Source organism: Tenacibaculum sp. M1.3A (assembly GCF_057732375.1).
In genome coordinates this window covers 309,263-336,234 of the sequence record NZ_JBYJEF010000003.1, presented here as the reverse complement: position 1 = coordinate 336,234, position 26,972 = coordinate 309,263, and the positions used below count along the sequence as shown (strand labels likewise).

The 26,972-nt window shown below is 32.0% G+C and carries 20 protein-coding genes; 10 read left to right on the top strand and 10 right to left on the bottom strand.

Annotated features, from left to right (window positions below; translation table 11 throughout):
- Nucleotides 1-72 precede the first annotated feature (72 nt).
- The 7 genes from AC28QF_RS06925 to pruA all read right to left on the bottom strand — a co-directional run bounded on the left by AC28QF_RS06925 (nucleotide 73) and on the right by pruA (nucleotide 13,145).
- Nucleotides 73-1,311 (bottom strand): DEAD/DEAH box helicase, encoded by a 1,239-nt coding sequence (locus AC28QF_RS06925; RefSeq protein WP_488201009.1) that lies wholly within the window; start codon nucleotides 1,309-1,311, stop codon nucleotides 73-75.
- Nucleotides 1,312-1,379: 68 nt separating this feature from the next.
- Nucleotides 1,380-2,501, bottom strand: a complete 1,122-nt coding sequence (chrA, locus tag AC28QF_RS06920) for a chromate efflux transporter (protein ID WP_488201010.1) — start codon at nucleotides 2,499-2,501, stop codon at nucleotides 1,380-1,382.
- Between the two features lie 35 nt (nucleotides 2,502-2,536).
- Nucleotides 2,537-4,840: a DUF2357 domain-containing protein gene (locus tag AC28QF_RS06915; protein ID WP_488201011.1), complete on the bottom strand. Its 2,304-nt coding sequence runs from the start codon at nucleotides 4,838-4,840 to the stop codon at nucleotides 2,537-2,539.
- Between the two features lie 3 nt (nucleotides 4,841-4,843).
- Nucleotides 4,844-7,138, bottom strand: a complete 2,295-nt coding sequence (locus AC28QF_RS06910; RefSeq protein ID WP_488201012.1) for an MrcB family domain-containing protein — start codon at nucleotides 7,136-7,138, stop codon at nucleotides 4,844-4,846.
- A gap of 196 nt (nucleotides 7,139-7,334) precedes the next feature.
- Complete coding sequence (locus AC28QF_RS06905) at nucleotides 7,335-8,249, bottom strand: glutaminase (RefSeq protein WP_488201013.1); 915 nt, start codon at nucleotides 8,247-8,249, stop codon at nucleotides 7,335-7,337.
- 294 nt (nucleotides 8,250-8,543) lie between these two features.
- Nucleotides 8,544-11,378 carry a M16 family metallopeptidase gene (locus tag AC28QF_RS06900; RefSeq protein WP_488201014.1) on the bottom strand — a complete coding sequence of 945 codons (2,835 nt, stop codon included), beginning with the start codon at nucleotides 11,376-11,378 and terminating at the stop codon, nucleotides 8,544-8,546.
- A 141-nt stretch (nucleotides 11,379-11,519) separates the two neighbouring features.
- On the bottom strand, nucleotides 11,520-13,145 hold the full coding sequence (pruA, locus tag AC28QF_RS06895; RefSeq protein ID WP_488201015.1) for an L-glutamate gamma-semialdehyde dehydrogenase: 1,626 nt from the start codon (nucleotides 13,143-13,145) through the stop codon (nucleotides 11,520-11,522).
- A 196-nt stretch (nucleotides 13,146-13,341) separates the two neighbouring features.
- Between pruA and AC28QF_RS06890 the strand changes: the two genes are divergently transcribed.
- Entirely contained in the window at nucleotides 13,342-14,052 is a 711-nt protein-coding gene (locus AC28QF_RS06890) for an NRDE family protein (protein WP_488201016.1), read from the top strand.
- On the opposite strand, the gene AC28QF_RS06885 is transcribed toward AC28QF_RS06890, so the two are convergent.
- Genes AC28QF_RS06885 through AC28QF_RS06875 form a run of 3 tightly spaced genes read right to left on the bottom strand, consistent with a single transcriptional unit; the run spans nucleotide 14,030 to nucleotide 16,803 of the window.
- Complete coding sequence (locus tag AC28QF_RS06885; RefSeq protein WP_488201017.1) at nucleotides 14,030-15,145, bottom strand: DUF3667 domain-containing protein; 1,116 nt, start codon at nucleotides 15,143-15,145, stop codon at nucleotides 14,030-14,032. The two genes, AC28QF_RS06890 and AC28QF_RS06885, sit on opposite strands and share 23 nt — an antisense overlap.
- Nucleotides 15,145-15,531 (bottom strand): Co2+/Mg2+ efflux protein ApaG, encoded by a 387-nt coding sequence (gene apaG / locus AC28QF_RS06880; protein WP_488201018.1) that lies wholly within the window; start codon nucleotides 15,529-15,531, stop codon nucleotides 15,145-15,147. The genes AC28QF_RS06885 and apaG overlap by 1 nt, the downstream gene beginning before the upstream one ends.
- A gap of 51 nt (nucleotides 15,532-15,582) precedes the next feature.
- Entirely contained in the window at nucleotides 15,583-16,803 is a 1,221-nt protein-coding gene (locus tag AC28QF_RS06875) for a type IX secretion system plug protein (protein WP_488201019.1), read from the bottom strand.
- A 157-nt stretch (nucleotides 16,804-16,960) separates the two neighbouring features.
- Between AC28QF_RS06875 and AC28QF_RS06870 the strand changes: the two genes are divergently transcribed.
- The 9 genes from AC28QF_RS06870 (at nucleotide 16,961) to hflX (ending at nucleotide 26,817) form a co-directional block, all read left to right on the top strand.
- Complete coding sequence (locus tag AC28QF_RS06870) at nucleotides 16,961-18,313, top strand: Na(+)-translocating NADH-quinone reductase subunit A (protein WP_488201020.1); 1,353 nt, start codon at nucleotides 16,961-16,963, stop codon at nucleotides 18,311-18,313.
- A gap of 3 nt (nucleotides 18,314-18,316) precedes the next feature.
- Nucleotides 18,317-19,522, top strand: a complete 1,206-nt coding sequence (locus tag AC28QF_RS06865; RefSeq protein WP_488201021.1) for an NADH:ubiquinone reductase (Na(+)-transporting) subunit B — start codon at nucleotides 18,317-18,319, stop codon at nucleotides 19,520-19,522.
- A gap of 2 nt (nucleotides 19,523-19,524) precedes the next feature.
- A complete protein-coding gene (locus AC28QF_RS06860; protein ID WP_488201022.1) occupies nucleotides 19,525-20,265 on the top strand; it encodes a Na(+)-translocating NADH-quinone reductase subunit C in 741 nt (246 codons plus the stop codon).
- Between the two features lie 2 nt (nucleotides 20,266-20,267).
- A complete protein-coding gene (locus tag AC28QF_RS06855) occupies nucleotides 20,268-20,912 on the top strand; it encodes an NADH:ubiquinone reductase (Na(+)-transporting) subunit D (RefSeq protein WP_488201023.1) in 645 nt (214 codons plus the stop codon).
- A 31-nt stretch (nucleotides 20,913-20,943) separates the two neighbouring features.
- On the top strand, nucleotides 20,944-21,702 hold the full coding sequence (nqrE, locus tag AC28QF_RS06850) for an NADH:ubiquinone reductase (Na(+)-transporting) subunit E (protein WP_488201024.1): 759 nt from the start codon (nucleotides 20,944-20,946) through the stop codon (nucleotides 21,700-21,702).
- Nucleotides 21,702-23,015, top strand: a complete 1,314-nt coding sequence (nqrF, locus tag AC28QF_RS06845) for an NADH:ubiquinone reductase (Na(+)-transporting) subunit F (RefSeq protein ID WP_488201025.1) — start codon at nucleotides 21,702-21,704, stop codon at nucleotides 23,013-23,015. The genes nqrE and nqrF overlap by 1 nt, the downstream gene beginning before the upstream one ends.
- A gap of 260 nt (nucleotides 23,016-23,275) precedes the next feature.
- Nucleotides 23,276-24,628: a DEAD/DEAH box helicase gene (locus AC28QF_RS06840; RefSeq protein ID WP_488201236.1), complete on the top strand. Its 1,353-nt coding sequence runs from the start codon at nucleotides 23,276-23,278 to the stop codon at nucleotides 24,626-24,628.
- Nucleotides 24,628-24,987 (top strand): Na(+)-translocating NADH-quinone reductase subunit F, encoded by a 360-nt coding sequence (locus AC28QF_RS06835; protein WP_488201026.1) that lies wholly within the window; start codon nucleotides 24,628-24,630, stop codon nucleotides 24,985-24,987. Before AC28QF_RS06840 ends, AC28QF_RS06835 begins: the two co-directional genes overlap by 1 nt.
- A 624-nt stretch (nucleotides 24,988-25,611) precedes the next feature.
- Nucleotides 25,612-26,817: a GTPase HflX gene (gene hflX, locus AC28QF_RS06830; protein ID WP_488201027.1), complete on the top strand. Its 1,206-nt coding sequence runs from the start codon at nucleotides 25,612-25,614 to the stop codon at nucleotides 26,815-26,817.
- The last annotated feature ends 155 nt before the right edge of the window (nucleotides 26,818-26,972 follow it).

Genomic DNA, 26,972 nt, shown 5'->3' with positions numbered 1-26,972 from the left:
ACTTCGCTCGAACAGACATCATAATATAAAACTATAGCTGTTTAGCGTAATATATTTTTAACTCTTAAGATATTAATACCAACGCTTTTTCTTCTTTTTAGAAGCGTCAGACTTTCGTCCTTTTTTATTTTTACTTATGGTATTCGGTTGTTTTATGTGTTTTGGTTTTACTAAAAGAAACGGGTGATCTTCAATGATTTTTATTGGTCTCTTTAAAAATTCCTGAATTCCTTTTATGTAGCTAGTTTCATCGGCACTACAAAAAGAAAATGCGATACCCGATTTTCCTGCTCTACCAGTTCTACCAATTCGGTGAACGTAGGTTTCAGGTACATTTGGTATATCTACATTAATAACAGCATCAATTTTATGAATATCAATACCACGAGCGGCAACATCCGTAGCAATTAAAATATTAGCTTTATTGTTTTTAAAATCTTCAATAGCTTGGTTACGTAAAATTTGTGTTTTATCTCCGTGAACACTCGTTACTTTGTAGCCGTTTTTTATAAGTGTTTGCTCTAATTTATCAACACCAAATTTGGTACGTCTAAAAATAAGAATACGACCTTGAATCGTGTTGCGTAATAAATGCAAACATAAATCTACCTTATGTTTTTTAGGCGTGTAGTATAATAACTGCCCAATTTTGTTAACCGTATTATCAGTAGGAATCACGTTAACTGTTTCTGGCTTATATAACATTTGTTTAGCCAAATCACTCACTTTTTCGGGCATGGTTGCCGAGCATAAAAGTGTTTGTTTTTTACGCGGACATAAGGCTTCAATCTTTTTTACATCTTGAATAAAACCCATGTCTAACATTAAATCAGCTTCATCTAAAACAAAAGTTTTTAAGGTCGTTAAATCTACACTTCCTTGTTCATGTAAATCGATTAAACGACCAGGAGTTGCTACTAATACATCTACTCCTTTTACTAAAGTCTCTTTTTGTGCTTTTGTTGATATTCCTCCGTATACAACGCCAGTAAGTATATTTGTATGTTTCGCGTAGGTGTTAAAGCTTTCTTCAATTTGTATGGCCAATTCTCTGGTAGGACTTACAACTAAGGCTTTTATTTTTTTAGGACCTCTTTCAGGAACTAAAGCTAATTCTTGCGCTAAATTATGAATAATAGGCAATGCAAAAGCTGCGGTTTTACCCGATCCTGTTTGCGAACCAACAATTACATCTTTTTTATCTATCACTAACGGAATCACTTTTTGCTGTACTAAGGTAGCTGTGTGATATTTTTCTTCGCTTAATGCTTTTAAAATAGATGGATTAAGATGTAAGTCTGAAAATTGCATTGATTATTTTTTTTGCAAAGATACTCTAAATCAAACAATATAAGTTCGATTAATGTGCTAGCAAAAATCTAAAAAAAAGTTAATGCAAAACCAAGTATAGATCCTCCTAAAACGATAAAAGCACTGTTTAGTTTTTTAAAACCAAAAACAACAATTAAACTCACAATAGCAATAACAATTGTTCGCCAATCTATTAAAGTGTCTTTAGCCATGTTTATACAAACAGCTATAATTAAAGCTACAGCAGCAACATTTACAGCATCTAAAATAGCGCGAATAATAGTAGATTTTCTCATTTTTGGCATTAGTGGATTCAACACCAAAACAAAAACGAAAGAAGGTAAAAATATACCCAAAGTTGCTACAATTGCGCCCGTTATTCCGTTTAATTGCCATCCGATAAAAGTAGCGGTAGATAAAACAGGCCCGGGAGTAATTTGCCCCACAGCAACAGCATCAATTAAAGCTTGGCGCGTTAACCAACCATTAGCCACTAATTCGGAGTCTAAAAAGGCAAATAATACATAACCACTACCGTATAATATCGCTCCGATTTTTAAGAAAGTTAAAAGAATTTTTATATTGCTTAAGTTGGCAAATTCGCTTGCTTGAAATAGTAATAGCGGAACAAAACTATTTAAATTATTTTTGTTTTGCTTAAAAAAGTACAAGCCTAAACCTAAAAGACCACAACCAAAAAGCGTTATGATTTCATTGACTCCTAATAGGCAAACCACTAAAGCAATGGCTCCTAAAACAGCCAATTCGGTATTTTTAATTGCTTTTTTACCGAGCCTGTAACCTGCCATTATAATAATAGCAATTACTGCTGGTTTTATACCGTAAATAAAAGGCTCCACTTTTGGTAACTGCCCATATTCTTGATACAACCAGGCAAAAACGGAGGTAATAACTACCGCCGGAAAAATAAATGAAAAGCCTGCAACAATTAATCCTTTCCAACCAGCTTTTTCATGACCGCAATGCATGGTCATTTCTGTAGAGTTTGGCCCAGGAATTAAATTAGTAGCTCCTATAAGATCTAAAAAATGCTCTTGCGTCATCCATTTTCTCTTCTTTACCACTTCATCTTCCATCATGGCAATATGTGCGGCAGGACCACCAAAAGCGATGCTCCCTAATTTAAAAAAGAGTTTTGCTATTTCTTTTAAATCGTTTTTTTGAGACATTTTTGGGTTGTTGTAGGTTTAGATTATATGCGAAATTAATCATTGTATTTTACTTGCATTAATTCAGTTAGAGATACTGTAAAAGGCTCTCCGGCAGCTGAGCGAATGTTTTTACCTTCAATTGTTTTTTTATATTGCTCTAAATTTTTAAAATTCCATTTCATGTTCTTGAAAATTTCTAAGTCTTTAGAGTTTTGTTCAAATTCATATATCAAGTAATGCTCTTTTTTAGCTTCAGGATGTCCTAATTCAGCTAAGTGTTCTCTTGAAAAAACACGAATTCCTTCTTTTAGTTGATACAAAATAGTCGCTTTTGATTTACCACTTTCACGTAATAGTAAAAATTTAGCATTAACTACTTTGGGTAAAAAAACTAAAGAGCCTCTTTCGTCATTCATTCTAAAATTATATTTAGAATTGTCTTTATACCAATTTAAACGCTTATTATTTTTTGCAAAACCAACTAACACATAAGTATCATCAGGTATTAGCTTTTTGCCTTTAATATATTCAGGTATCGGTTCATTTATAATATTTGGAGAGTCATTTTTATGAATGTTGTATGATTTTGAAGCAATGTTTTCACGCTGGGAAGCATTGTTTAAAAAGTGACTCAATACTTCTTTTAAAAAGTTTTCTAAATGAATAGTTTCACTACTGTTCTCTGATGGTTTAATAGGGAAAGCACCTAGCCCTGGTAAAACTTCGTGAAAACCTTTTAAACGCTTGTTCGTGTCTCCAGGATAAAGAACATAAGCACCGCTAGTTCTTCTTATGGCATCTTTATAAGCGTGCATTTTTAATAAATCTGCATTTTTATAAATACCTTTTAAATTGGCTTTCTTTTCATTGTTTAGATGTTCTTCATCTTGGTTGCCTTCAATTATTTGGTTTATGTTGGCAATTTTGTATTTCGCATCAAAATGAATATGAACTATTTGTTCTTTTTCTTCCGCTTCATTTTCATTTAAGTTGGTTGGCCAAATAGATAAAGTATAATCTGGTCTTAACGTAGTTGTCCAACTTCCTGCTTTCGAAATGTTATCGTTTCCAACAAAACTTCTATTGTAATTAAAACGAATATTTAAATCTCTGTGTTCTTTTGTGTAATTTCCTTTAAGAGCTGTAAACTTGCCTTGTTTTAATTGTAGGTTTAAATTATTCGAGTTTGAAACAATTAATTTTTCTAATTCTTTTGGTTCAATTTCAAAGATTGATTTTAATACATCTAAAAGTTTGAAAAATAACCAATATTCATAAAGTGTAGCAATGTCTTTTTTGCCTCCACTATAAACATCTTCTCCGCCATCCCAAATTAACTTAGCTGCTAAATCAAATTTTAACCAAACTTTTAATATTTCTCTATAACCTTCTTTTTTTTGTAAAGTAGGACTATTTAGTTTTAAAGTAGTTGGTCTTGATATTTCTTTAAAAAGAGAATGTTGTAGGTGGTTTTCTAATTTTTCAGTTACAACATTCGCTTCATATTTTAATCTTTCACCTGCATTTGGATGATTGCCAATGTCCATGCAGAATTTAGAAAAAGTTTCGAGCGCATGTTTAATAAAACGGTTCTCGGAAGTGTCTACACTTTCTATTTTCTTATAAGAGCTAATTTTAGTAGCTACAGATTTTAATTTAGATGAATAAAGTGAATGGTTAGATGATAATTTAGTTCTATTGTTAGAATTAATTAGTTGTTTAATTTCATTGTTTCTAAAACGTTTTATCTTTCTTACATCAGTTTCTTCTGCTTCTTCTGTCCACTTTGTAGTAGGAGAGCTGATAATTCTGTGAATAGCATCTTCAAATTCTTCCGAATTGATAATTGATTTTACAAAAGCAAACCTTTGGTATAAAGTTTTATTATCCGCATTGAAGTCTGTTTCAAAAGAATGACTAACAGGAGAATTAGCTTGTAATATTAGGTCGGTACATTTTTCTGTAATAGAATTTAACATGTACTGATAGTCCTTTCTATAACCTGTTTTGGTTGATTGAACTTCTAATTTTTGCTCCCACTTTTTATTTGGTTCATTTGTGTTGAAAATTTCAAGAGAAAGTGTCCCCACAAAAATATTAGGAGAAATACGACCAATATGTTCGTTTCTAGCTCGTTTTTGAACAATGTTTTCTTGGTCATTACAAGTTAAACGATAGTCTTTATTCGAGAATTCATAATCATAAAAACAACCTTCTTTTAACTGAAATAGGGGTTCATTCGTATATTGATTGTTTTCATCAATTTCAATATCTGTTTCTTTTTTAGCATCAATGTAAAGAATAAGATTCTTTTCTATATGTGCTAAATCAATCTCTATGTTTTTTACTTTTTGCATAAATTAAGCTTCGGCATAACTAGCAAAACCGTTATCAATAGCACCCTTATACATTCTTGTTATTTTTTCTAAGGATAATGGATATAAAACACCTTCTTTTAAAACTAATTCACCATGAACTTCTTGATATAATTTAAAATCTTCATTTTCAAAGATGTCTTTTTTAACATCTATATCCTTAACACAAATATTACCTAATGTTTCTAAAATCGGGCACAGTTTTCGTCTTGAGCCATGTAGTTTTGGTAATAATTTCTGCATTACAGCAATGTCTATTTTTTCATTTTCTGAAATTTCTTCATTTATTACAGTTAATTGTTGGTATAATCTATGAATCTCCATTCCTGTTCTATAGCCAAATTCAGCACCTGTTTTCTGTAATTGACCAAAGAAATTAACCAAAGTATCATTTAAATCATCAGTATTAATTTCTTCAAATTCGTTGTTTTTTGTAGTTTTAATAAAATCAGCAGCCATATTAGCTCCTTTAGACTCTAATTTCCTTATGTCAATTTGGTTGGGTGATTTTAAAAAATTACTAATCTCTTCTTCTGTTACTCTAAATTCTATAGCATTAGCTCTATCCAGTACTTTTGGGCTAAACATATAGGTTGTTTCATCTATATTAACCGTACCGACTACAAATAAATTTTTTGGCCAACTTAACTCAAAAGGAACGCCTGTCTTTTCTTGTTCTTTGTCAGAATGTAGTTTGAACTTATCTTTAGATTCCATTAAACTTAAAAAATCAGCAAAATAACGTTCTACATGACTCAAATTCATTTCGTCTAATATTAAGAAGTAAGGCTTGTTTTTATTTTCTTCTTTATTAGCTTCAATAATTAACTGTAAAGCACCATTTTCTGGTAAAATATATTCCTCTGGGTTTAGTGCATTTACATAACCTAGTAAAGGTTCTCTGTTTGTCCAATCTGCCCCAACGGGTACAATACAATATTGTGTTGAGTCTTCACATATCCATTGAGCAAAGCTTTGTGCTAATTTAGTTTTACCAGAACCAGATAAACCACTTAATAATACAAATGGTTTGGTAACGAGGGATGAAATATACCTTGTAACTAGTTGATTGGAGTATTTTAGGTTGGCGGTTGTACAATCTTGGTGTAAGGTTGAAATATTGAAATTTGTTTGAGAAATTACCTGTAAACCTTTTTTTAAATCTATAGATTGATATTGTTCTATAATCTGATTCAAATCAGTATTCAAAATTTTATCATCAGGAAGGTTATTAGTGTCGTAAGTTTTGAAAATAAATGAATCTCCGTATCTATCAGGTTTGCTTAACGAATTTTCACTAAAAAACTCTTTAATCATGACTGGGTTATTTATTTTCCATTCGACTTGTGGTTTTTTTGTTTCGCTAATTCCGTATGCTAAAATAAGTTTATTCTCATTTTTATAATATAAATAAACAGGATAGATACCTTCACTAGTGGTGAATGGCTTCTTTAAGAAGGAAATCCAAGGAATTCTAGCAGATACACCTTGTCCAAAACTTACTTTGACCTTTGTACCAAGATAATCTTTTTTGTAATGTTTTGTTTTTAAATCATTTGTTTTTGCTTGTGATAAAAAATCGATTAATTGCCCAGAATACACGGTAGAATTATTTTTTTTAGTACTATCTGTCCATTCCCAGGCTTTGTAAGATAATTCATAGAAAGGAACATCAGTTTTAAATTTAATTTTTTCAAGTAAGTTTATATATTCTGAATATGTATTGAAGCTAGGATCAATTTTTAGAACTTCATGAATATAAGGTTTTGTTGGCCCATTAATGGGTAAGTATTTGATAGGGTCAATGTAGAAAAGTGCCTCTGTTAATTTGGTTTTACCAACACTTCTAATTTTTAAAACATCTTCAAAATCAATATTGTCTATCTTTTTATTTAACGCTTTATTAAAAAACGCCCATAATCTAGAGACTTCGTTATTAACTCTTTGATATTTATAAGGAAACAACCATACTTTTTGTGCTTGAGCAGAAGGTAATCCTTTTTCGTCAGAAGGTATTTTTGCGCCTATTTTTTTTGCGATTTCTTGTAAATAATTAAGTCTTCTATCAGTACCATATTTATAAATGTAGCAGAAGAATGTAAATGGATCAATTTCACTTAATTCAATATCATGTTCTCCATCAAGTTCTTTATCATTAAATGGAGTTATTCCAACTGATTTAAGTAAATCAATTAATTCAGTTTGAGAGTCTTCTTTTTGTTTTAAAAACTCAGTTATTTGTTTGTGTGTTTCTACCCAACTAAATTTATTTTTACTCATTCTCTTTCTTCTTTGTGGCTTGTCTCTTTTTTTTTAAACGGCTTATGTTTAACTATTATTTAATAATCTGTCAGCAATTTACAAAAGTTCACTGAATAGTAGTGGAAATAGTCATTGTTATATCTTAAAATTTATATGGTATTATAAAAGGTTAAGCATGGTGTTTGATTGTTAAGTTCTAATAATACCTTCTCTACTAAAAAATAGATTCCTCGGTCATGGTTGTAAAGCGTTCTAAAAAGTTCATTCCTTTGTAAGAATTTCCTTTTTCGTTTAATTTCGGGCTCCAAACCACGATGCTATATTCGTTTGGTAGTATGGCTATAATACCACCACCAACACCACTTTTACCGGCTAAGCCAACTTTAAAAGCAAACTCACCAGATTCGTCGTAAAAACCGCAGGTTTGCATCAATGCATTTATTCTTTTCGATTGAGATTTTGTTAATATCTGTTTGTTGTTATGTGGCGCTTTTCCGTTGTTGGCTAAAAACAAAAACAAGTCAGAAAGATGCTCGCAACTTAACTCTAAAGAACATAAATCGAAATAAAAGTCGAGCACCTCATTGGGGTCGTTTTTAATATTCCCAAGAGATTTAATGAAGTTACAGAGCGCAATATTTCTATAACCTACAGATTTTTCTGAAGCAGCTATTTTAGCGGAATAACTAATGTCGTTATTCGCAGAGAGACTTTTAATAAAGGCAAGCAAATCTTCTTTTGGGTTTTTTAGATTACTAATAAGAATATCACAAATAACCATGGCACCAGCATTTATAAAAGGATTTCTTGGTATTCCGTTATCGCTTTCTAATTGCACAAGCGAATTAAATGCTGTACCAGAAGGCTCAACATCTAAGCGTTCCCAAATGTTACCATCAAATATTTTATAAGCTAAACAGAGCGACAGTACTTTAGCCATACTTTGTATAGAAAACTTTTCTTTATAATCTCCTAAACCATATTTTAAAGAAGATGTTGTAGAGATATGAACGCCAAACTTATCGGCATCTATAGTTGCTAATTCAGGAATATAGGAAGCTAGTTCTCCTTGATCATCAATAGTATTAACCTTTAAGAAAACTTCTTGGATTATTTTTTTATAATTCATTTTATGAAAATAGGTGGTTTACAAAGCTAGTAGAAAATAATGGCAATTAAAGAAAAAAGCAACCTCAAATGAGATTGCTTTTTTTATAATGTAGTATAATTTACACGCTGTTTTTAATAGCTCTTTGTAATGTCAGTTCGAGTGATTTTTGAGAAAAAATAATATCGAGAACTAATTTAGAAACTAAAAGGATGTTTCTCGATATAAATCCTACTCATTTTAATCGTTAAATTTACTCGAATTGACAAAAATTCATCAAAAGGAACAACGATTTTTAAATAGCGCTATTTATTCTTAAAGTTTAATTTCTTCTTTGGTTTTGTTTAGTAAAACAGGTTTTCCGAAACCTAGTTCATTTAAACGGTCTAATTGCGTTTCTGCATCTCCTACAAATAACCAAATCATTTTATTAGGATTCACATATTTTTTTGCCAATTCCTGTACTTTTTCAATAGTCATTTCATTTACAATTTTCTCTCTGTCTTTAACATAGTCGGCACTTAAATTGTATGTGCTAATGTTTTCTAACATGTTTAGTTTTGCACCCATGGTTTCAAAACGACGAGCGTTACTTTTAATTAAAAAACCTTTGGTTGTTGCTAAATCTTTCTCTGAGAAATTAGTTGGGTATTCGGTAACAATTTTTTTAACTGCTTGCGCCGATTCTAAGGTAACATTGGTTCTTACTCTACTAAAAATTGTAAAAGGACCGGCCTCTTTTGTTCCAGAAAATTGAGAGTAAATACCGTATGTATAACCTTTTCCTTCTCTTAACTCTTGTGTTAATTGAGATGCAAAACCACCACCACCAAGAATGTAATTCATAACCGTTGCTGGATAATAATCTTCATCGGTTACTGCTAAAGCTGGTGCGCCAAAACTAATTACCGATTGTTTTGCTTTTGGTACGTCGTAAAAATAAACAGTTGGCTTATTAGGAGCTTCTGGAGTTTTAAAAACCGGAATAGTTACTTCTTTCGCAGCCCATTTAGTGGTTAAGTTATTTAAAGAAGCTACTGCTTTTTCTTGATTTACATCACCAACAATATGCATTTTTGCTACAGAAGGAGAAATGTAATTTGAATAGTATGATTTTAAATCATCTAAGGCAATTTTCTCTACTGAAGCAATAGTTCCTAAGGTGTTTTTAGAACGGATATTCTCTTTTCCGTAAATCAATTCATTATATACATTTCGTGTTACCGTAGTTGGGTTTGCTTCTTGCTGACGTAAATTACCTACAACCGATTTTTTAATCAATTCAAATTCTGTTACATCCCAACGTGGCTCTAGCAACATTTCTTCAACCAAGTTGATAGTTTCCGTATAGTTTTTAGCCAATGTAGTACCGCTCATGGTAATGTTTTCTTTAGATGAATACACACTAATAGAAGCACCTAATTCTTGAATAGCTTCTTCTAACTGCGCCACGGTTTTGTTTTTTGTACCACGGTTCATTATACGAGCAGTTAAGTTGGCAACACCTAATTTATCCATTTTTTCTAATAACTGACCACCATCAATTACCAAGTTAAAACGAACTAAAGGAACCTCACTGTTTTCAATTCCGAAAACTTTAATTCCGTTTGCTAATTCATCATTCCAAACATTTGGTACACTTAAAGCAGGCGATTTACCATAAACAGGTTCGGTTGCTCTAGCTATTTTAGAAGGTGTTTTTTCGTATTCAGCAGCAATTTTAGCATCGAAGTTTTCTTCAGCTCCAGTAATGATTTTTTCTTCTTTTATAATTGCTTCTTTAGCACCTTTTAATGCAAGTTTTGCCATTCCTTTAGGTACAAAACTAGTTGCGATGAAGTTTTTATCTTTAATATAGGTATTGTAAACACGCATTACATCTTCTTTGGTAACGTTTAAGGTTAAATCAATTTCTTTATTGATGAACCCAGGATCACCCGCATAGGTGTTGTAAGAAGCTAAGTTTGTTCCTTTTCCTAATACGCTAGATAAGCTATTGTAAAAACTAGTTTCTAAACCTGCCTTAATTCTGCTTAAATCCTTATCAGAAATACCTGTTTCTTCAAAGTTTTTAAACGCTGTGTTAATTCCGTCATTAATAGCATTTAAATCAACATTATTAAACCCACGGATACTTAATTGCGATTGTCCTGCTAATTCAGATGACCAGTTCCACATACTTGTGTTTGCGGTAAGTTTTAAATCATCTACTAAAACCTTATTTAAAGGTGCTTTTTTTCCTTGTGATAAATAGTCTGTTAAAATATCTAGGGCATACGAATCTTTATGGTATAATTCAACTGTTGGCCAAGCAAGTGTTAGCATTGGTAATCGTGCAAAATTATCTTCAAAATATAAAGATTTTGTTTCTGCAACATTTCCTGATTTTTTAGCTAAAGGCGTAATTTCTTCACCTCTAGGAATCTCGTTAAAATATTTACGAACCCATTCTTTTGCTTTCGCAGGATCAAAATCTCCTGATAAAACTAAAGTAGCATTGTTAGGAACGTACCATTTCTTAAAAAAGGTTTTTACATCGCTTAAAGTAGCATTTTGTAAATGTTCTAACGAGCCAATTACTTGCCAGTTGTAAGGATGATCTTTCGCGTATAAATTACGATCGATAATTTGCTGATTAAATCCGTACGGACGGTTATCAACACTTTGTCTTTTTTCGTTTTTAACGACTTGTTTTTCTTTTGCTAAAACAGGTTCTGTAACGGTGTTTATAAACCAACCTAATTTATCGGCTTCTGCCCAAATCATTTTTTCTAAGGCATCATTTGGTACGGTTTGTAAATAATTTGTTCTATCTCTTGATGTTGATCCGTTTGCTCCAGAACCACCAATTCGTGCGCTCATTTTATCTAAACCACCTTTACCAAGGTTTTCGGATTCTAAGAATAGTAAGTGTTCAAATAAATGTGCAAAACCAGTTCTTCCTTCAATTTCTCTGGCAGAACCAACGTGAACCATCAATTCTACGGCAACCACAGGATCCGATTTATCGGTATGTAAAACTACTTGAAGACCGTTTTCTAATTCAAATTTTTCAAAAGGAACATTTAAGGAAGTTTTCTTCTCTTTTTGTTCTGTATTACAGGCAATAAAGAATATTGCAGCTGTAAATAGTAGCACTTTTTTTATCATTGTTTATATGTGTTGATTTTTGATGCTGATAAAGATACATAATAATGAAAATGCATATTGTTAAATTAATGCTAGAATTTATGGCAAAGAAAAACCTCACCAGAATCTGATGAGGTTTTAAAACACTATATATTTATTTTCTTATCCTAAGAAAGGGTATTTATAATCTGTAGGCGATACTAATGTTTCTTTTATTAAGCGAACAGATGTCCAACGTAATAAGTTTTGTGCAGAACCTGCTTTGTCATTTGTTCCTGATGCTCTTGCACCACCAAATGGTTGCTGACCAACAACTGCACCTGAAGGCTTGTCGTTAATGTAAAAGTTTCCAGCAGCATTTTCTAATGCTTTAGATGCTTTTTCAACAATATATCTGTCTGTAGAAAAGATAGCTCCAGTTAATGCATATTCAGAAGTTTCATCTACTAATTTTAAGGAAGCTTCCCACTCAGCATCTTCGTAAACATAAACTGTCATTACAGGACCAAATAATTCTGTATGCATGGTTGCATATTTAGGCGATGTAGTAACAATTACAGTAGGCTCAATAAAGTAACCTACAGATTTATCGTAGTTTCCACCAATAATAATTTCTGCATCTTTATCAGCTTTGGCTGCATCTATATAGCTTGCAATTTTATCAAAAGAACCTTCGTGAATAACAGCATTTACAAAGTTAGAGGTGTCTTCTGGAGAACCCATTTTTAATTCACCTACTTGTGCCGTTAAATGTTTTTTAACATCTGGCCAAAGTGAAGCAGGAATGTAAGAACGAGAAGCCGCAGAACATTTTTGACCTTGGTATTCGAAAGCACCTCTTGTCATTGCTGTCGCAACTTGTAATGGGTTAGAAGAGTTGTGAACCCAAATGAAATCTTTTCCACCAGTTTCTCCAACAATTCTTGGGTATGTTTTATAAGTATGAATATTGTTACCAATTTGTTTCCATAATTCTTTAAAAACATGTGTAGATCCTGTAAAATGTAATCCAGAGAAATCTGGAGACGCTAAAACAGTATCAGAAATCATAACAGGATCTCCGTACACTACGTTAATTACACCATCAGGTAAACCAGCTTCTTTAAATAAATCTACAATTACTTGTGCAGAATATGCTTGGTGGTCAGATGGTTTCCAAACAACAACATTACCCATTAAGGCAGCTGATGCTGGTAAGTTTGCAGCAATAGACGTAAAGTTAAATGGAGAAATTGCATAGATAAAACCTTCTAAAGGTCTGTATTCAACCCTGTTCCATACTCCTGGAGACGATGTTGGCTGATCTTTAAAAATATCAGTCATATATTCTACGTTAAAACGGAAGAAATCAATCATTTCACAAGCAGCATCAATTTCTGCTTGAAACACGTTTTTAGATTGTGCAATCATTGTGGCAGCATTCATTCTTGCTCTATAAGGTCCTGCTAATAATTCAGCAGCCTTCAAGAAAATAGAAGCTCTTTCCATCCAACTAACGTTAGACCATGCTTCTCTTGCTGCTAATGCAGTTGAAATTGCAGTATCTACGTTTGATTTATCTGCGGTATGATATTGACCAACTACATGTTTATGATCATGTGGTGGTGTGATGTTTTTTGTATTACCGGTTCTAACTTCTTTACCGTTAATGTACATAGGTACATCAAGGTTGCTGTTAAACATCGATTTGTATGTTGCTAATAATTCTTCTCTTTCTGGAGATCCAGGAGCATACCCTTTTACAGGTTCGTTTACTGCTTTTGGAACATTAAAAAATCCTCTTGTCATTTTAGTATGTTGTTTGTATGTTTAAAAAATATTTTTAATTAAAAGCTAAAAAACAAAATCTAATGCCATTAATTTGCAATGATTATATTGTTGCTTTAATCAAAAAAGCTATAATTATTATAAGGAACAAAGTTAGCATTTATTTTAAGAATTACTAAGTTGTTTTTACATCTCATTTATCAAAAAATAATACAATATGTGTACGGTAACTTATTTGCCTTTAGGTGGTCAGGATTTTATATTAACATCAAATAGAGATGAAGACCCAAAAAGAAAAACGATTGCTCCAAAAGAATATGATGAAGAGGGAGTAAAATTAACATATCCAAAAGATGAACTTGCTGGGGGAACGTGGATTGGCTTATCTGATAAAAAACGATTAATTTGTTTGCTAAACGGTGGTTTTGAAAAGCACAAACGAGCAGATAGTTATAGGTTAAGTAGAGGTGTAATTGTAAAACAACTATTAAAGGTTGATAACCCTGTGGAAATTATAAATCATTTTAATTTTGAAGGAATTGAGCCTTTTACGATTGTTTTAGTTGATTGGGAAAAGAACTTAAATGCTTATGAGTTGGTTTGGGATGGTGAGAAAAAGCATTTTCAGAAATTAGATAATGCCCCAAAAATATGGTCGTCATCTACATTATATACTGAAGAGGTGAAGGAATTACGACGTGATTGGTTTGTTGATTGGCAAACGGAAAATCCTGTTTTTAAGCAAGAAAGTATAATTGCTTTTCATAAAGATGAAACCAAAGGAAATAAAGAGATTTCATTAAAAATGAAACGCCCTCAGGTAGAAACGGTAAGTGTTACTTCTGTACAAAAAACAGCAGAAGAAGTTACGGTTAGTTATATGGATGTTTTAAATAAAAAGATTTCTAATACAACGCAAAAGCAATAAATGAAATTATAATAGAGCCTATTAAAGCAAGCGTAAAAAACACAAAGTTTGCCATAATATATTTCACAAAAGTTTTAAAATAGCCCTGACCATAAAACTTTTTCATTGCCATAAATAAATAGATGGTAAATAGCAATAAGAAAAGACCTAATAAAAATTCAGCTTCTTTAAAATAACCGATTAAATAAAATGCTGAAGAGAGTAAAAAGAAGACTGTTTGGGTGTGAAAAACAAAAACTAAATGTTCTACATAGGTAAATTTTCTTCGGATGTAAATGATTCTTAAGAACAGTGTAAAAAGTGGTAGTAAGATAAACAAGGCTATCGACGCATACGATAATATCTGACGATAAAATTTATCTGTTTCTCCTCTTTTTGATAAAAATGAGCTTAAAACTTCGGTGCGTGAATAGAAGAATCTATTGGTGAAAGTTTTTTCCATTTCTAAACTATCCAATGCTTTATTTATCTCAATTTCTGGATGTTTTTTTTGAAATTTAATAATTTTAGAAAGTTGGTTAGAGTTGTCAAATCCAATATTTACTATTGGTTGTTTAGCATTTCCGTCAATTTTTAAAGAATCAATTTTTTGCTTAACTAAATTAACTTTAATAGAGTCTTGCTCGTTAATTTCTTTAAATATTTCTTTTTGAATCGAGTCTAAATCTACCTCTAATGCTTTTATGCCGTTTTCATCAAATTTTATTTGTGATGTGGTGTTTTCAGAAACAGTACCGCTTTGCAATTCGTTAAATTTATCATAGCTTTCGGTAATTCCTATAATTAAAAAGAACAAAACAGAAACGGTTAAGTAAAATCGAAAAGGATTAGAATAACGATCTCTTTTTCCGTTGATATAATCTTTAGATACTTTTCCGGGTTTTATTAAAAGTGGAACCAATGTTCTCCAAAATTTAGCATCCCAAGAAAAGAAACCCGCAAATACTTCGCGAATAAAACTGGCTAATGTAATTTTTTTACCTTTATTTTTTTGTCCACATTCTGGGCAAAATTTTTCGTTTTGAGAAAAAGGATATCCGCAATTTAAGCAATTAGGTTCTCTTATAATTGCAATCTTGGTTTTCTTAGCCATTAGTTTAAAGTAGGAGTAGTAGTTAGTTGAAATGTTGGTATAATTACCAGAAATTCTTCTAAAGTATCTGGGTTAATCATTTTGTAATTTCCTTTCATAGCGCCTGCTGTAGAAAGTAAAAAACAGTTAGATCGGTAATTGTAGGTTTCGTTAGGTTTAAGAACAGGAGTTTCTCCAATAACGCCTTCGCCTTCTACATATTCGGTGTTGTTAAGAGAATCGAAAATTATCCAAAAACGTTCTAAAAGTTTTACGGTGTCTTTTGAGTTGTTTTCAATAAAAACATAATAGCTAAAAGAATAATATTGTTGATAGCCACGATAAATTAAACCATTAAATGTGGTCTTGATAGATATTTTTATGCCTTTTGTTATTTGTTGAAACATCGTATAAATATAAACTTTTTTAGGTTTTTAGTCAATTATTTTAAAGGTAAATTACCTGTTTTGATTTAAATAACCGTTTCCTACGCCTATAACTCTGTCGTAAATTCCGCCAAAAGGTTTGTAGTAAACGATCACAGTGTATTCATTTTCTGTCTGATAAAAAGAGCCGTCTACTTCATTTAAATCAATCATATTATTTTTATCTAAAGTAGCATAACTGTAATTGTAAAATCCTTGTTTGAATTTAATTTCGGCGTAATATCTTTCGTCAACAGCATTGTATTTCATTTTGTTTTCGTTTGATAATTGATAGTTGTTAAAAGCTCCGTATACAAATACTTCTTTGTTATCAAAAGGCTCAAAAGCATCTAAAGAAAAATGAAGCATTGAGTAATCGGCTTCAGTTTTAGGGTCATTTGCTTCTAAAGTTCTAACAACAAACTGTCCGTTAATATCAGGATTGTAAGTGTAAATCTTATCAACTCTTTGTTCATCAGTATATAAATAACTGTGGTAGATGTCTTTTCTCTCGGTTTTCGCAATGTTTAAACTTGTACTGCGAATGTGTTTGCTATCAAAATTTAAAAATTCATTTCCTCCCCAGAAATCTGTTTTAAGAGTGTGATTGTATAATAATTGTTGAGGTTTTATAAATTGAGGTTGAATATTGTTAATAACGGTTGCCCAATTATGATTTTGAAATAAAGAAATATTAATTTCTTGGTTTGGATTGTTAATTACCAATTCTGGATGATTTATAGAGAATTGAACTGTTTGTTTTTGCATGTTGTGTTTGGTATCTCTACTTCTAAAAACAGCCACACCAACAGCAGTAATATCTTCATAAAAAACACAACGTCTAGAAAATACTACTTCGTAATCATCATTTAAAACAGAAAGTAGATAGTTGCCACTTTTCGTAATAATGGTATTCTGATTTGGTATTTCAACAGTGTAATGCGTGTAAGGCTGCAAAGTGTTAAAAGAGTTGGAAATATTAATGATCTCATTTTCATTAAATCCGTTTATATACTGATTGGAAGTTAGATTGCTTGGTTTCCAATCATGCGTCATATGCTCAACCTTATACTTATATTCTTTGTTATCGGCATCTAAATCATCAAAAGATAATTTTAAAACCTCACCTAATCTCACAATTGCAGAATACTGATTTGTATTGTGCTTAGGTTGTAATTGAATTGTTTTAATATTTTGGGCATTTACATTTATGTATAACGCACTGAATAGGAAGATTACAAGATGTTTTATCATAAATGCAAAGGTATCAAAATGTAGACCAAAGACAAATATTTATTTAGAATAGATATAAATAAAGAACTATCGAAAAGATAAAAATGTAAATACTTACCCGAAAAAATGAAAATCTGTAAATTTGCTTGTTTTTAGAAAATCAATTTAATCAGTTCCTATGTCAAAAGACATCCGTATTAAGAAAGGCTTGGACATCAAGCTCGTTGGCGACGCAGAGCAAATCACTACTGAACTTTCGTTGGGTAGCGTATTTGTAATTAAGCCTAGCGATTTTCATGGCGTTATTCCAAAAATTTTAGCAAAAGAAGGTACCGAAGTAAAAGCAGGTGAAGCACTTTTTTATTCAAAAAGTGATGAGCGTATTTTATTTCCTAGTCCGGTAAGTGGTAAAGTTACAGAAATCGTTCGTGGAGACAGAAGAAAAGTTTTAGCATTTAAAATCACTGCTGATGCACAGCAGCAATACAAAGATTTTGGTAAAAAAGATATTGATGCAATGTCTGGTGAAGAAGTGAAAAATCACTTATTTGCTTCAGGTTGTTGGCCATTTGTAAAGCAACGTCCTTACGATGTTGTTGCAAATCCGAATCAAGCTCCAAAAGCAATTTTTGTATCTGCATACGCAAGTGCACCTTTAGCAGCAGATTATGATTATGCACTAAAAGGTAAAGAAGCTGAATTACAGGCTGCTTTAACTGCGTTAACAAAGTTAACAGCGGGTAAAGTACATGTTTCAATTGCAAAAGACTCAATGTTATCTCCGTTTAAAGAGCTAAAAGGGGTTGAATTGCACCATGTTTCTGGTCCGCATCCTGTTGGTAATGTAAGTACTCAAATAGCACAAATTAATCCTATTAATAAAGGAGAAGTTGTGTGGGTGGTTACTCCGCAAGATTTAGTGGTAATCGGAGAATTATTGTTAACAGGTAAGTTTAACGCAAAGCGCACAATTGCTTTAGCAGGAGCTAAATTTAACAAGCCACAATACGTTACTGCATTAGCGGGAGCAAGTATTGCTGATTTGGTAAAAGGAAATTTAGATGCTGATAATGCGCGTGTAATTAGTGGTAACGTGTTAAGCGGAACGCAGGTTGGCGAAGAAGGGTATTTAGGATACTACGAAAATATAGTAACTGCAATTCCTGAAGGAGACGATTATGAATTTTTTGGATGGAATAAGCCAGTTTTTGATAAGGTTTCTACTTCTAGAGCATTTACGTTCTCTTGGTTAACACCAAAGAAAAAATACGACTTAAATACGAATACAAACGGTGAGCACAGAGCATTTGTGGTTACAGGATCGTACGAAGAAGTATTTCCGTTAGATATCTATCCGATGCAATTATTAAAAGCGAGTATGTACAAAGATCTTGACGAAATGGAAGGATTAGGAGCTTACGAAGTTGCACCAGAAGATTTCGCTTTAACAGAATTTATTTGTGTATCTAAACAACCTCACCAGAAGATAATTCGTGAAGGATTAGATTTAATGAGAGAAGAACTAGGATAAGATATGGGCTTAAAACAAAACTTACATAATTTAAAAGAAAAATATAAAGGTACTAAGATGGCACCTGCGTTTAACGCAATCCACACCTTTTTATATTTACCTAATGAGACAACTCACGGAGGAACTCATATAAAGGCGGCCGATGATTTAAAACGTACAATGAACATAGTTATTATGGCATTAGTACCGTGTTTAATCTTCGGGATGTTCAATGCAGGTTATCAACATAACGCTGCTATTAACGGATTTACAGAAGGAATGTCTTTCTTTAGTGGAGACTTCTGGAATATGGATAATTTCTTAATCGGTTTAGTTAAAATTTTACCATTAGTAATTGTATCATATGTGGTTGGTTTAGCTGTTGAATTTGTTTTCGCAGTAATCAAAGGTCACGAAGTAGAAGAAGGGTATTTAGTAACAGGTATGTTAGTACCGTTAATTGTACCAATCGATTTACCTTTATGGATGCTAAGTGTAGCCGTAATTTTCGGTGTAGTAATCGGTAAAGAAGTTTTTGGGGGTACAGGAATGAATATCTTAAACCCAGCATTAACAATACGTGCATTTTTATTCTTCGCATACCCAACTTGGATGTCGGGAGATAAAGTATGGGTAGAAGGCGCAAGAGAATTGGCAGGAACTGCTGATGCTATTTCAGGTGAAACAGTTTTAGGAAGCTTAGCGCAATCACAACCATTAACACATTCAGTTTCTGATATGTTTTTCGGATTTATTCCAGGATCAGTAGGAGAAACATCAACATTATTAATTTTATTAGGAGGCCTTTTCTTAATTTTTACAAAGATAGGAAGTTGGAGAATTATGTTATCTGCAGTAATCGGAGCCTTAGTAATGGGATTCATCTTTAATCAGGTAGTTGATTTAGGATGGATTGGTGAAACAAGTAAGTTTTACGGATTAATGAGTTTAGACTTTTGGAAGCATTTATTAATTGGAGGTTTTGCATTTGGTGCCGTTTATATGGCAACTGATCCTGTATCAGCATCGCAAACCAACAAAGGAAAATGGATTTACGGTTTCTTTATCGGATTTATTTCGATTATGATACGTGTATTCAATCCAGCTTATCCAGAAGGAGTAATGTTAGCTATTTTATTAATGAACGTTTTTGCTCCAACAATTGACCACTATGTGGTTCAAGGAAATGTAAAGAGAAGATTAAAACGTGCTAAAGTTAAAACTGCCTAATTATGAGTAAGAAAACAGACAGTAATGGATATACGCTACTTTTTGCCATTGCTATGGTATTAATAGTAGGTGCGTTGTTAGCTTTTACAGCTTCATCGCTTCGCCCAAGAATAGATGCTAATAAACGTATCGAAAAGCAACAAAATATTTTGTATGCTATGGGTGTAAATGATAATGATGAAAGCAGTGCAGTTTTTGTTTCTAAAGACAAAGTAGCTGACGAGTTTTCAAAATACATCAAAAAACAATTAGTTATCGAAGGTGATAAAACTACTGAAGATGCTGAGGCGTATTTAATTGATGTAAAAAAGCAACAAACAGCTGCAAAAGCAGGAAAAGTAAGAAAATTACCATTATTTGTTGGTGAAAAAGACGGTAAAGCGTTTTATATAGCACCAATTAGAGGTAAAGGATTATGGGATGCTATTTGGGCATACGTTGCAATGGATAAAAACATGGTAGTTCAGGGTGCTTTTTTCGATCATAAAGGAGAAACGCCAGGTTTAGGAGCAAATATTAAGCAACGCTATTTTATGGATGATTTTATTGGAGAAGATTTAATGAACAACGGTTCTTTTAAAGGAATCACGGTTTCTAAATCAAACAACGATCCGAAGAACAAAGATAAAAATGATAACGAGGTAGATGCAATTGCAGGAGCAACCATTACAGGTGATGGTGTTGCAGCAATGATTAAATCTGAATTAGGTTTATACGTGCCTTACTTTAAAACATTGAAATAAATATGGGACTTTTATCAAAAAAAGACGCAGTATTAATTACAGATCCGTTATTAGATAACAATCCAATTACGATTCAAGTATTAGGTATCTGTTCAGCATTAGCAATTACAGCAGAGCTTAAAGCTTCTATAGTAATGGCAGTTTCTGTATTATTTGTATTAGGTATAGGAAACGTAGTAATCTCTTTAATGAGAAATATTATTCCATCAAAAATTAGAATTATTGTACAGTTAATCGTAGTTGCTGCTTTAGTAATTATTGTTGATTTAGTATTAAAAGCATTTCAATACGAGCTAAGTAAAACATTATCCGTTTTTGTAGGGTTAATTATTACCAACTGTATTATTATGGGGCGTTTTGAGGCTTTTGCTTTAGGAAATGGACCATGGAGAGCTTTCTTAGATGGAATTGGAAACTCATTAGGTTACGGTGCTATTTTAATTGCAGTAGGTTTCTTTAGAGAATTATTAGGTTCTGGTACTTTATTAGGATTTAAAGTTTTAGGAGATCCTATTGAATTAACAGGATTGTATGCTTTCGGATATGAAAATAACGGTTTCATGTTATTATCACCAATGGCATTAATTGTTGTAGGTATTATTATTTGGATACAGCGTAGTAAAAACAAAGCATTAATTGAAGACTAACCTTGTTAGTAATCATTAAAAATATAGAAAAATGGAACATTTAGAATTATTTTTCAAGTCGATATTTATTGATAACATGGTATTTGCAACCTTCTTAGGAATGTGTTCTTACCTAGCAGTATCTAAAAAAGTAACAACAGCAGTAGGTTTAGGAGCTGCAGTTATTTTTGTATTAGCTGTAACAGTACCTATCAACTGGTTATTAGATCAATATTTATTACAACCAGGAGCATTAACTTGGTTAGGAGAAGAATATGCAGATTACGATTTAAGTTTCTTATCATTTATCATGTTCATTGCAACTATTGCAACCATGGTACAATTAGTAGAAATTATTGTAGAGAAGTTTGCACCAGCATTGTATAACTCTTTAGGTATTTTCTTACCATTAATTGCAGTAAACTGTGCAATTTTAGGAGGATCTTTATTTATGCAATCTCGTGAAATTCCTACTTTAGGTTTATCATTAACCTATGGTATTGGTTCAGGAATTGGATGGTTTTTAGCAATTGTTGCCATTGCAGCAATTCGTGAAAAAATTAGATATTCATCTGTACCACCAGCATTAAGAGGATTAGGAATTACTTTTATCATTACAGGTTTAATGGCAATAGGATTCATGAGCTTTGGAGGTATGTTAACAGGAGGTGATGATGAAGTGAAGAAAGAAGAAGCTCCTAAAACATCAGTTGTTACTCCTAAATTAGTAGAGAAGGAAGCTGTAAAGGAAGAAGCAGAAAAAGAAGAAGCTGAAAAATTAGCTGATAACCCTAAAAAAATTATAGAATAATGGTATTTTTAGAAGTAAGTACAGGAGGTACAGTAGCTGTAACAGTTATATCTTTTTTAATAATCTTATTAATTTTAGTAGGATTGTTATTATTTGTAAAACAAAAACTAGCACCATCAGGACCCGTAAAAATTACAATTAACGGTGATAAAACAATCGAAGTTGCCTCAGGAGGTACATTATTATCTACTTTAGGTAATGAGAAAATTTTCTTACCATCAGCTTGTGGTGGAGGTGGATCTTGTGTGCAGTGTGAATGTCACGTAAACTCTGGTGGAGGTGAAGCTTTGCCTACAGAAACGCCACACTTTACGCGTAAAGAATTAGCAGCAGGAGTACGTTTATCTTGTCAGGTAAAAGTAAAACAAGACATGGATATTTCTATTCCAGAAGAAATTTTCGGAATTAAGAAATGGGAAGCAGTAGTTGTAAGAAACTATAACGTAGCAACATTTATTAAAGAATTTGTAGTTGAAATTCCAGAAGATATGGGCTACAAAGCAGGTGGTTATATTCAAATTGAAATTCCAAACTGTGAAATAAAATATGCTGACATGGATATTACTGCGCACCCAGAAGAGCATGATACACCAGATAAGTTTGAAGCTGAATGGAATAAATTCGGATTAAGACCATTGGTAATGAAAAATACAGAAACTGTAGAAAGAGCATATTCTATGGCTTCTTACCCAGCAGAAGGAAGAGAAATTATGTTAAATGTACGTATTGCAACACCTCCTTTTGATAGAGTAAAAGGTGGATGGATGGATGTAAATCCAGGAGTTGCATCTTCTTACATTTTTAACTTAAAGAAAGGAGATAAGTGTACTATTTCAGGACCTTATGGTGAATTCTTTATTAATGAATCTGATGCAGAAATGTTATATGTGGGTGGTGGAGCAGGTATGGCGCCAATGCGTTCTCACTTATATCACTTATTCAGAACTTTAAAAACTGGTAGAAAAGTTACGTATTGGTACGGTGGTCGTTCTAAGGCTGAATTATTCTATATAGAACACTTTAGAGCTTTAGAAAAAGATTTTCCAAACTTTAAGTTTTACATTGCATTATCTGATCCAACAGAAGCGGATAACTGGAAAGTTAAGAAAGATATAAATGATGAGTTAGGAGATGGATTTGTAGGGTTTATTCACAATTGTGTAATAGAAAACTACTTAAATCATCATGAAGCACCAGAAGACTTAGAATTATATTTCTGTGGTCCACCATTAATGAACAATGCCGTTCAGAAAATGGGAGAAGATTTTGGTCTTGCCGATGAGAACATACGTTTTGATGATTTTGGAGGATAAAAACTCAATGTCATTACGAGGATAGAAACGACGTGGTAATCTTTTTTGTAAATAAACAGATTGCTTCACTTTGTTCGCAATGACCAAAAGTATAAAAAAACCGATACAGAAATGTATCGGTTTTTTACTTTCTATATCGTCATTATTATGAATAAGAATTGAGTAAGAAGATAAATTAAAACTTTTACATTCTGTCAAAGTAATATACTTGTGGTATTTGGGGATAGAAAGCGTACCTTTGCGGCAAATTACTGTAAATGATTACTTTTCAAGATTTAGATTTATCAAATCCATTACAAAACGCAATTCAAGAATTAGGTTTTGTACATCCAACACCAATTCAAGAAGAAGCTTTTCCGATTATTCGATCGGGTAAAGATGTTGTAGGTATTGCACAAACAGGTACAGGTAAAACGTTTGCCTATATGTTACCTATACTTCGTGATTTAAAATTTTCGAAGCAAGTACACCCCAGAGTTTTAGTTGTTGTACCAACACGTGAATTAGTAGTTCAGGTTGTTAATGAAATTGAAAAGCTTTCAGAATTTATGAGCTTGCATACCGTTGGTGTGTTTGGAGGTATTCCTTTAAGTAGGCACAAAGAAGCTGTTGCGCAAGGTGCAGATGTTATTGTAGCTACTCCAGGACGTTTGTATGATTTAGCGGTAAGTAACATGTTAAAACTTAGATCAATTCAGAAATTAGTGATTGATGAAGTTGATGTAATGCTAGATTTAGGATTTAGGTTTCAATTATTAAATATTTTTGATTTATTACCGGAGCGTCGTCAAAATATCATGTTTTCTGCAACAATGACAGAAGATGTTGAAGCTTTGATTGATGATTTTTTTACAGCTCCTAAAAAGATTTTTATTGCTGTAAGTGGTACTCCGCTAGATAATATACAGCAAATTAGTTACGATGTACCTAATTTTTATACAAAGGTTAATTTACTAAAAGAATTACTATATAATAAAGACGAATATAGTAAAGTATTAGTTTTTGCGCCGAATAAAAGAAATGCGGATAGATTATTTGAATGTGTAAAAGAAGAATTTCCTTCAGAGACTTGTGTAATTCACTCTAATAAAACGCAAAACTATCGTATGCGTTCTATCGAGCAATTTAATATTGGTGAAAAGCGAATTTTAATAGCTACCGATGTTATTGCTCGTGGATTGGATTTAGAAGAAGTTACGCACGTAATAAACTTTAACACCCCACATTTTCCTGAAAATTATATGCACAGAATTGGTCGTACAGGTCGTGCAGAACATGAAGGAAAAACAATTCTTTTTTCAACTGAAAAAGAGCAAGAAGCAAAAGTTAGAATAGAGGAATTGATGAATTATGTAATTCCGAAAGCTGAAATTCCTGAGCAAGTTGAAATCACCAAACAATTAACAGAAGAAGAGCGTCCGAAAGAAGAAGGAGAACGAGATAAGAATAGAACTTCTTTAGAATATGTTCCTGGTCCTGCTTTTCACGAGAAGAGTGAAAAAAATAGCAAAACAAACCAAGGAGGATCTTATCGTAGAGAGATTGCAAAAAAATATAAGAAACCAAAGACAAAGGGAGATAAAAACTTTAACCTACGACGCAAGAGAAAATAATGCAGGCACTTACAAAGCAAGAACTTCATAATTTAGGGATGAATATTGTAGGTAAAAAACTGCAAGAAATGGGTTATGAATTTGTGGCTATTAATAGCGAACTTAAAAAACACCCGCAATTTGTTTTATTTAAAAAAGGAGAGCCTACCATTTTCGTTTTAGTAAAAACCACAAATAATATTCAGTCGCCAGAAGAATATGATGTTTTATGGATGGAAACATTTAAAGAACATGCTAAAAAGCAAAATGCTAAAATATGGTTTGCTGGTATAGGTATTGCAAATTCAGAGAGTGTAGAATTGCCTATATTTAAAGATAAACCTTATTATATAGCGTTTAACGATTTTATAAAAATATAATCACCATATCATAATTTGAAGATTAATTTGAAGATTAATTTTAGAGGTGTATTTTATAGGTTATGTTTCTGATATCAAGGTTTTTATAGTTTGTTTTTGCTAGATAGGTTGTGATTTCTGTAAAAAAAGAGAATATAATTAACCAATCATACATGATTTTATGTAATACACACATTGTTAGGTGGTTATATATGTGTTAGTTAATCAAGTTTGTATATTTGTAGTGGGGAAATTAAAAACTACAATTATGAAAAAACAATTATTTAAGGGGATTCAAAACTTTTTTAGAAACATTTTAGAGCAACTAGCCGAATTTGGTAAAGGAGCAGGTTATGCAATTAACCATTAATTAAAACATAGTTTTGAAGAAAAACACTCGCTTTAAGAAAGGCGAGTGTTTTTTTTATGTTTAATTTTTAATAGTCAAATTCTAATGATAAAATATGTAGGTGATTTAGATATTTGTTGCAGTGATTAATAGTCGTTGACTATGTAACATCTATTGCTTATAAATAGATGTTGTTTCATTAAAAATAATATTTGAGAATCTGGTACCAGAATTAAAAAAAAGTATCAGAGGTAATTTAGATTTCTTAAGTTGATAAATTTGTACTTTTGCAAGCTATGGTAGAAACACGTGAAGCAATATCAGAAAAAGCGGTTTTAATTGGTATTATAACCCAGCATCAAAACGAAAAACAGTCTGATGAATATTTAGACGAGTTAGAATTTTTAACTTTAACTGCAGGAGGTGTTGCTGTAAAGCGCTTTGTGCAAAAGATGGAGAAGCCGAATCCTAAAACTTTTTTAGGAACAGGTAAATTAGAAGAGGTAAGAGCATATATAGAATCTCATGGTATTGGTACCGCAATTTTCGATGACGAACTATCACCTGCGCAATTAAGAAATATAGAAAACGAATTAGATTGTAAAGTATTAGATAGAACAAATTTAATTCTAGATATTTTTGCAGGAAGAGCTCAAACCAGTTCTGCGAAAGCACAGGTAGAGCTGGCGCAATGTCAATATTTATTGCCTAGATTAACAAGACTTTGGACACACCTTGATAAACAAAAAGGTGGAATTGGGATGCGTGGACCTGGTGAAACAGAAATTGAAACAGATCGCCGTATCATTAGAGAGAAGATTACTTTGTTAAAGAAAAAATTGGCAACCATTGATAGACAAATGGCAGTTCAGAGAAAAAACAGAGGTAAAATGGTGCGTGTATCATTGGTTGGTTATACCAATGTTGGTAAGTCAACATTAATGAATGTAATCAGTAAAAGTGATGTTTTTGCAGAAAACAAACTATTTGCAACTCTAGATACTACGGTAAGAAAGGTTGTAATAAAAAACATTCCTTTTTTAATGACAGATACTGTTGGATTTATTAGAAAATTACCAACACAATTAGTAGAGTCATTTAAATCTACTTTAGACGAGGTTCGCGAATCAGACTTATTATTACATGTAGTAGATATTTGTCACCCAAATTTTGAAGATCATATAGCATCCGTAAATAAAATTTTAGACGAGATAGGTTGTTCAAATAAACCAACCCTTATGGTTTTTAATAAGATTGATGCTTATACCCATGAGACAATTGAAGAAGATGATTTAATTACTGAGAAATCAAAGATTCATTATACACTTGACGATTGGAAAAAGACATGGATGAATGATTTAGGAGAAGAAAGTCTTTTTATATCAGCTTTAAATAAAGATAATTTAGAAGATTTTAAAGAAAAAGTTTATGAAGAAGTAAAAAAGATACATATTCAACGGTTTCCTTATAATAATTTTTTGTATCAAGATGATTTAGAGTAAGTTAAAATATGTTTTTAGATAAAAAAGAATAAGAATTTTTGATACTTATTCTTTTTTTCTTATATTTATATTCTATTAGAAGATAACATAAAATAATATTTTAACATTTTACCCCCCTAAAAATGAAAAATAATAAACCCACCCACCGCCTTGGT

Coding starts and splice junctions, on each gene's coding strand:
- AC28QF_RS06900 (WP_488201014.1), bottom strand. CDS start 11,378: ATGATAAAAAAAGTGCTACTATTTACAGCTGCAATATTCTTTATTGCC.
- AC28QF_RS06890 (WP_488201016.1), top strand. CDS start 13,342: ATGTGTACGGTAACTTATTTGCCTTTAGGTGGTCAGGATTTTATATTA.
- AC28QF_RS06915 (WP_488201011.1), bottom strand. CDS start 4,840: ATGCAAAAAGTAAAAAACATAGAGATTGATTTAGCACATATAGAAAAG.
- AC28QF_RS06835 (WP_488201026.1), top strand. CDS start 24,628: ATGCAGGCACTTACAAAGCAAGAACTTCATAATTTAGGGATGAATATT.
- pruA (WP_488201015.1), bottom strand. CDS start 13,145: ATGACAAGAGGATTTTTTAATGTTCCAAAAGCAGTAAACGAACCTGTA.
- AC28QF_RS06865 (WP_488201021.1), top strand. CDS start 18,317: ATGGGCTTAAAACAAAACTTACATAATTTAAAAGAAAAATATAAAGGT.
- AC28QF_RS06875 (WP_488201019.1), bottom strand. CDS start 16,803: ATGATAAAACATCTTGTAATCTTCCTATTCAGTGCGTTATACATAAAT.
- AC28QF_RS06910 (WP_488201012.1), bottom strand. CDS start 7,138: ATGAGTAAAAATAAATTTAGTTGGGTAGAAACACACAAACAAATAACT.
- AC28QF_RS06885 (WP_488201017.1), bottom strand. CDS start 15,145: ATGGCTAAGAAAACCAAGATTGCAATTATAAGAGAACCTAATTGCTTA.
- hflX (WP_488201027.1), top strand. CDS start 25,612: ATGGTAGAAACACGTGAAGCAATATCAGAAAAAGCGGTTTTAATTGGT.
- chrA (WP_488201010.1), bottom strand. CDS start 2,501: ATGTCTCAAAAAAACGATTTAAAAGAAATAGCAAAACTCTTTTTTAAA.
- AC28QF_RS06860 (WP_488201022.1), top strand. CDS start 19,525: ATGAGTAAGAAAACAGACAGTAATGGATATACGCTACTTTTTGCCATT.
- apaG (WP_488201018.1), bottom strand. CDS start 15,531: ATGTTTCAACAAATAACAAAAGGCATAAAAATATCTATCAAGACCACA.
- nqrF (WP_488201025.1), top strand. CDS start 21,702: ATGGTATTTTTAGAAGTAAGTACAGGAGGTACAGTAGCTGTAACAGTT.
- AC28QF_RS06905 (WP_488201013.1), bottom strand. CDS start 8,249: ATGAATTATAAAAAAATAATCCAAGAAGTTTTCTTAAAGGTTAATACT.
- nqrE (WP_488201024.1), top strand. CDS start 20,944: ATGGAACATTTAGAATTATTTTTCAAGTCGATATTTATTGATAACATG.
- AC28QF_RS06855 (WP_488201023.1), top strand. CDS start 20,268: ATGGGACTTTTATCAAAAAAAGACGCAGTATTAATTACAGATCCGTTA.
- AC28QF_RS06870 (WP_488201020.1), top strand. CDS start 16,961: ATGTCAAAAGACATCCGTATTAAGAAAGGCTTGGACATCAAGCTCGTT.
- AC28QF_RS06925 (WP_488201009.1), bottom strand. CDS start 1,311: ATGCAATTTTCAGACTTACATCTTAATCCATCTATTTTAAAAGCATTA.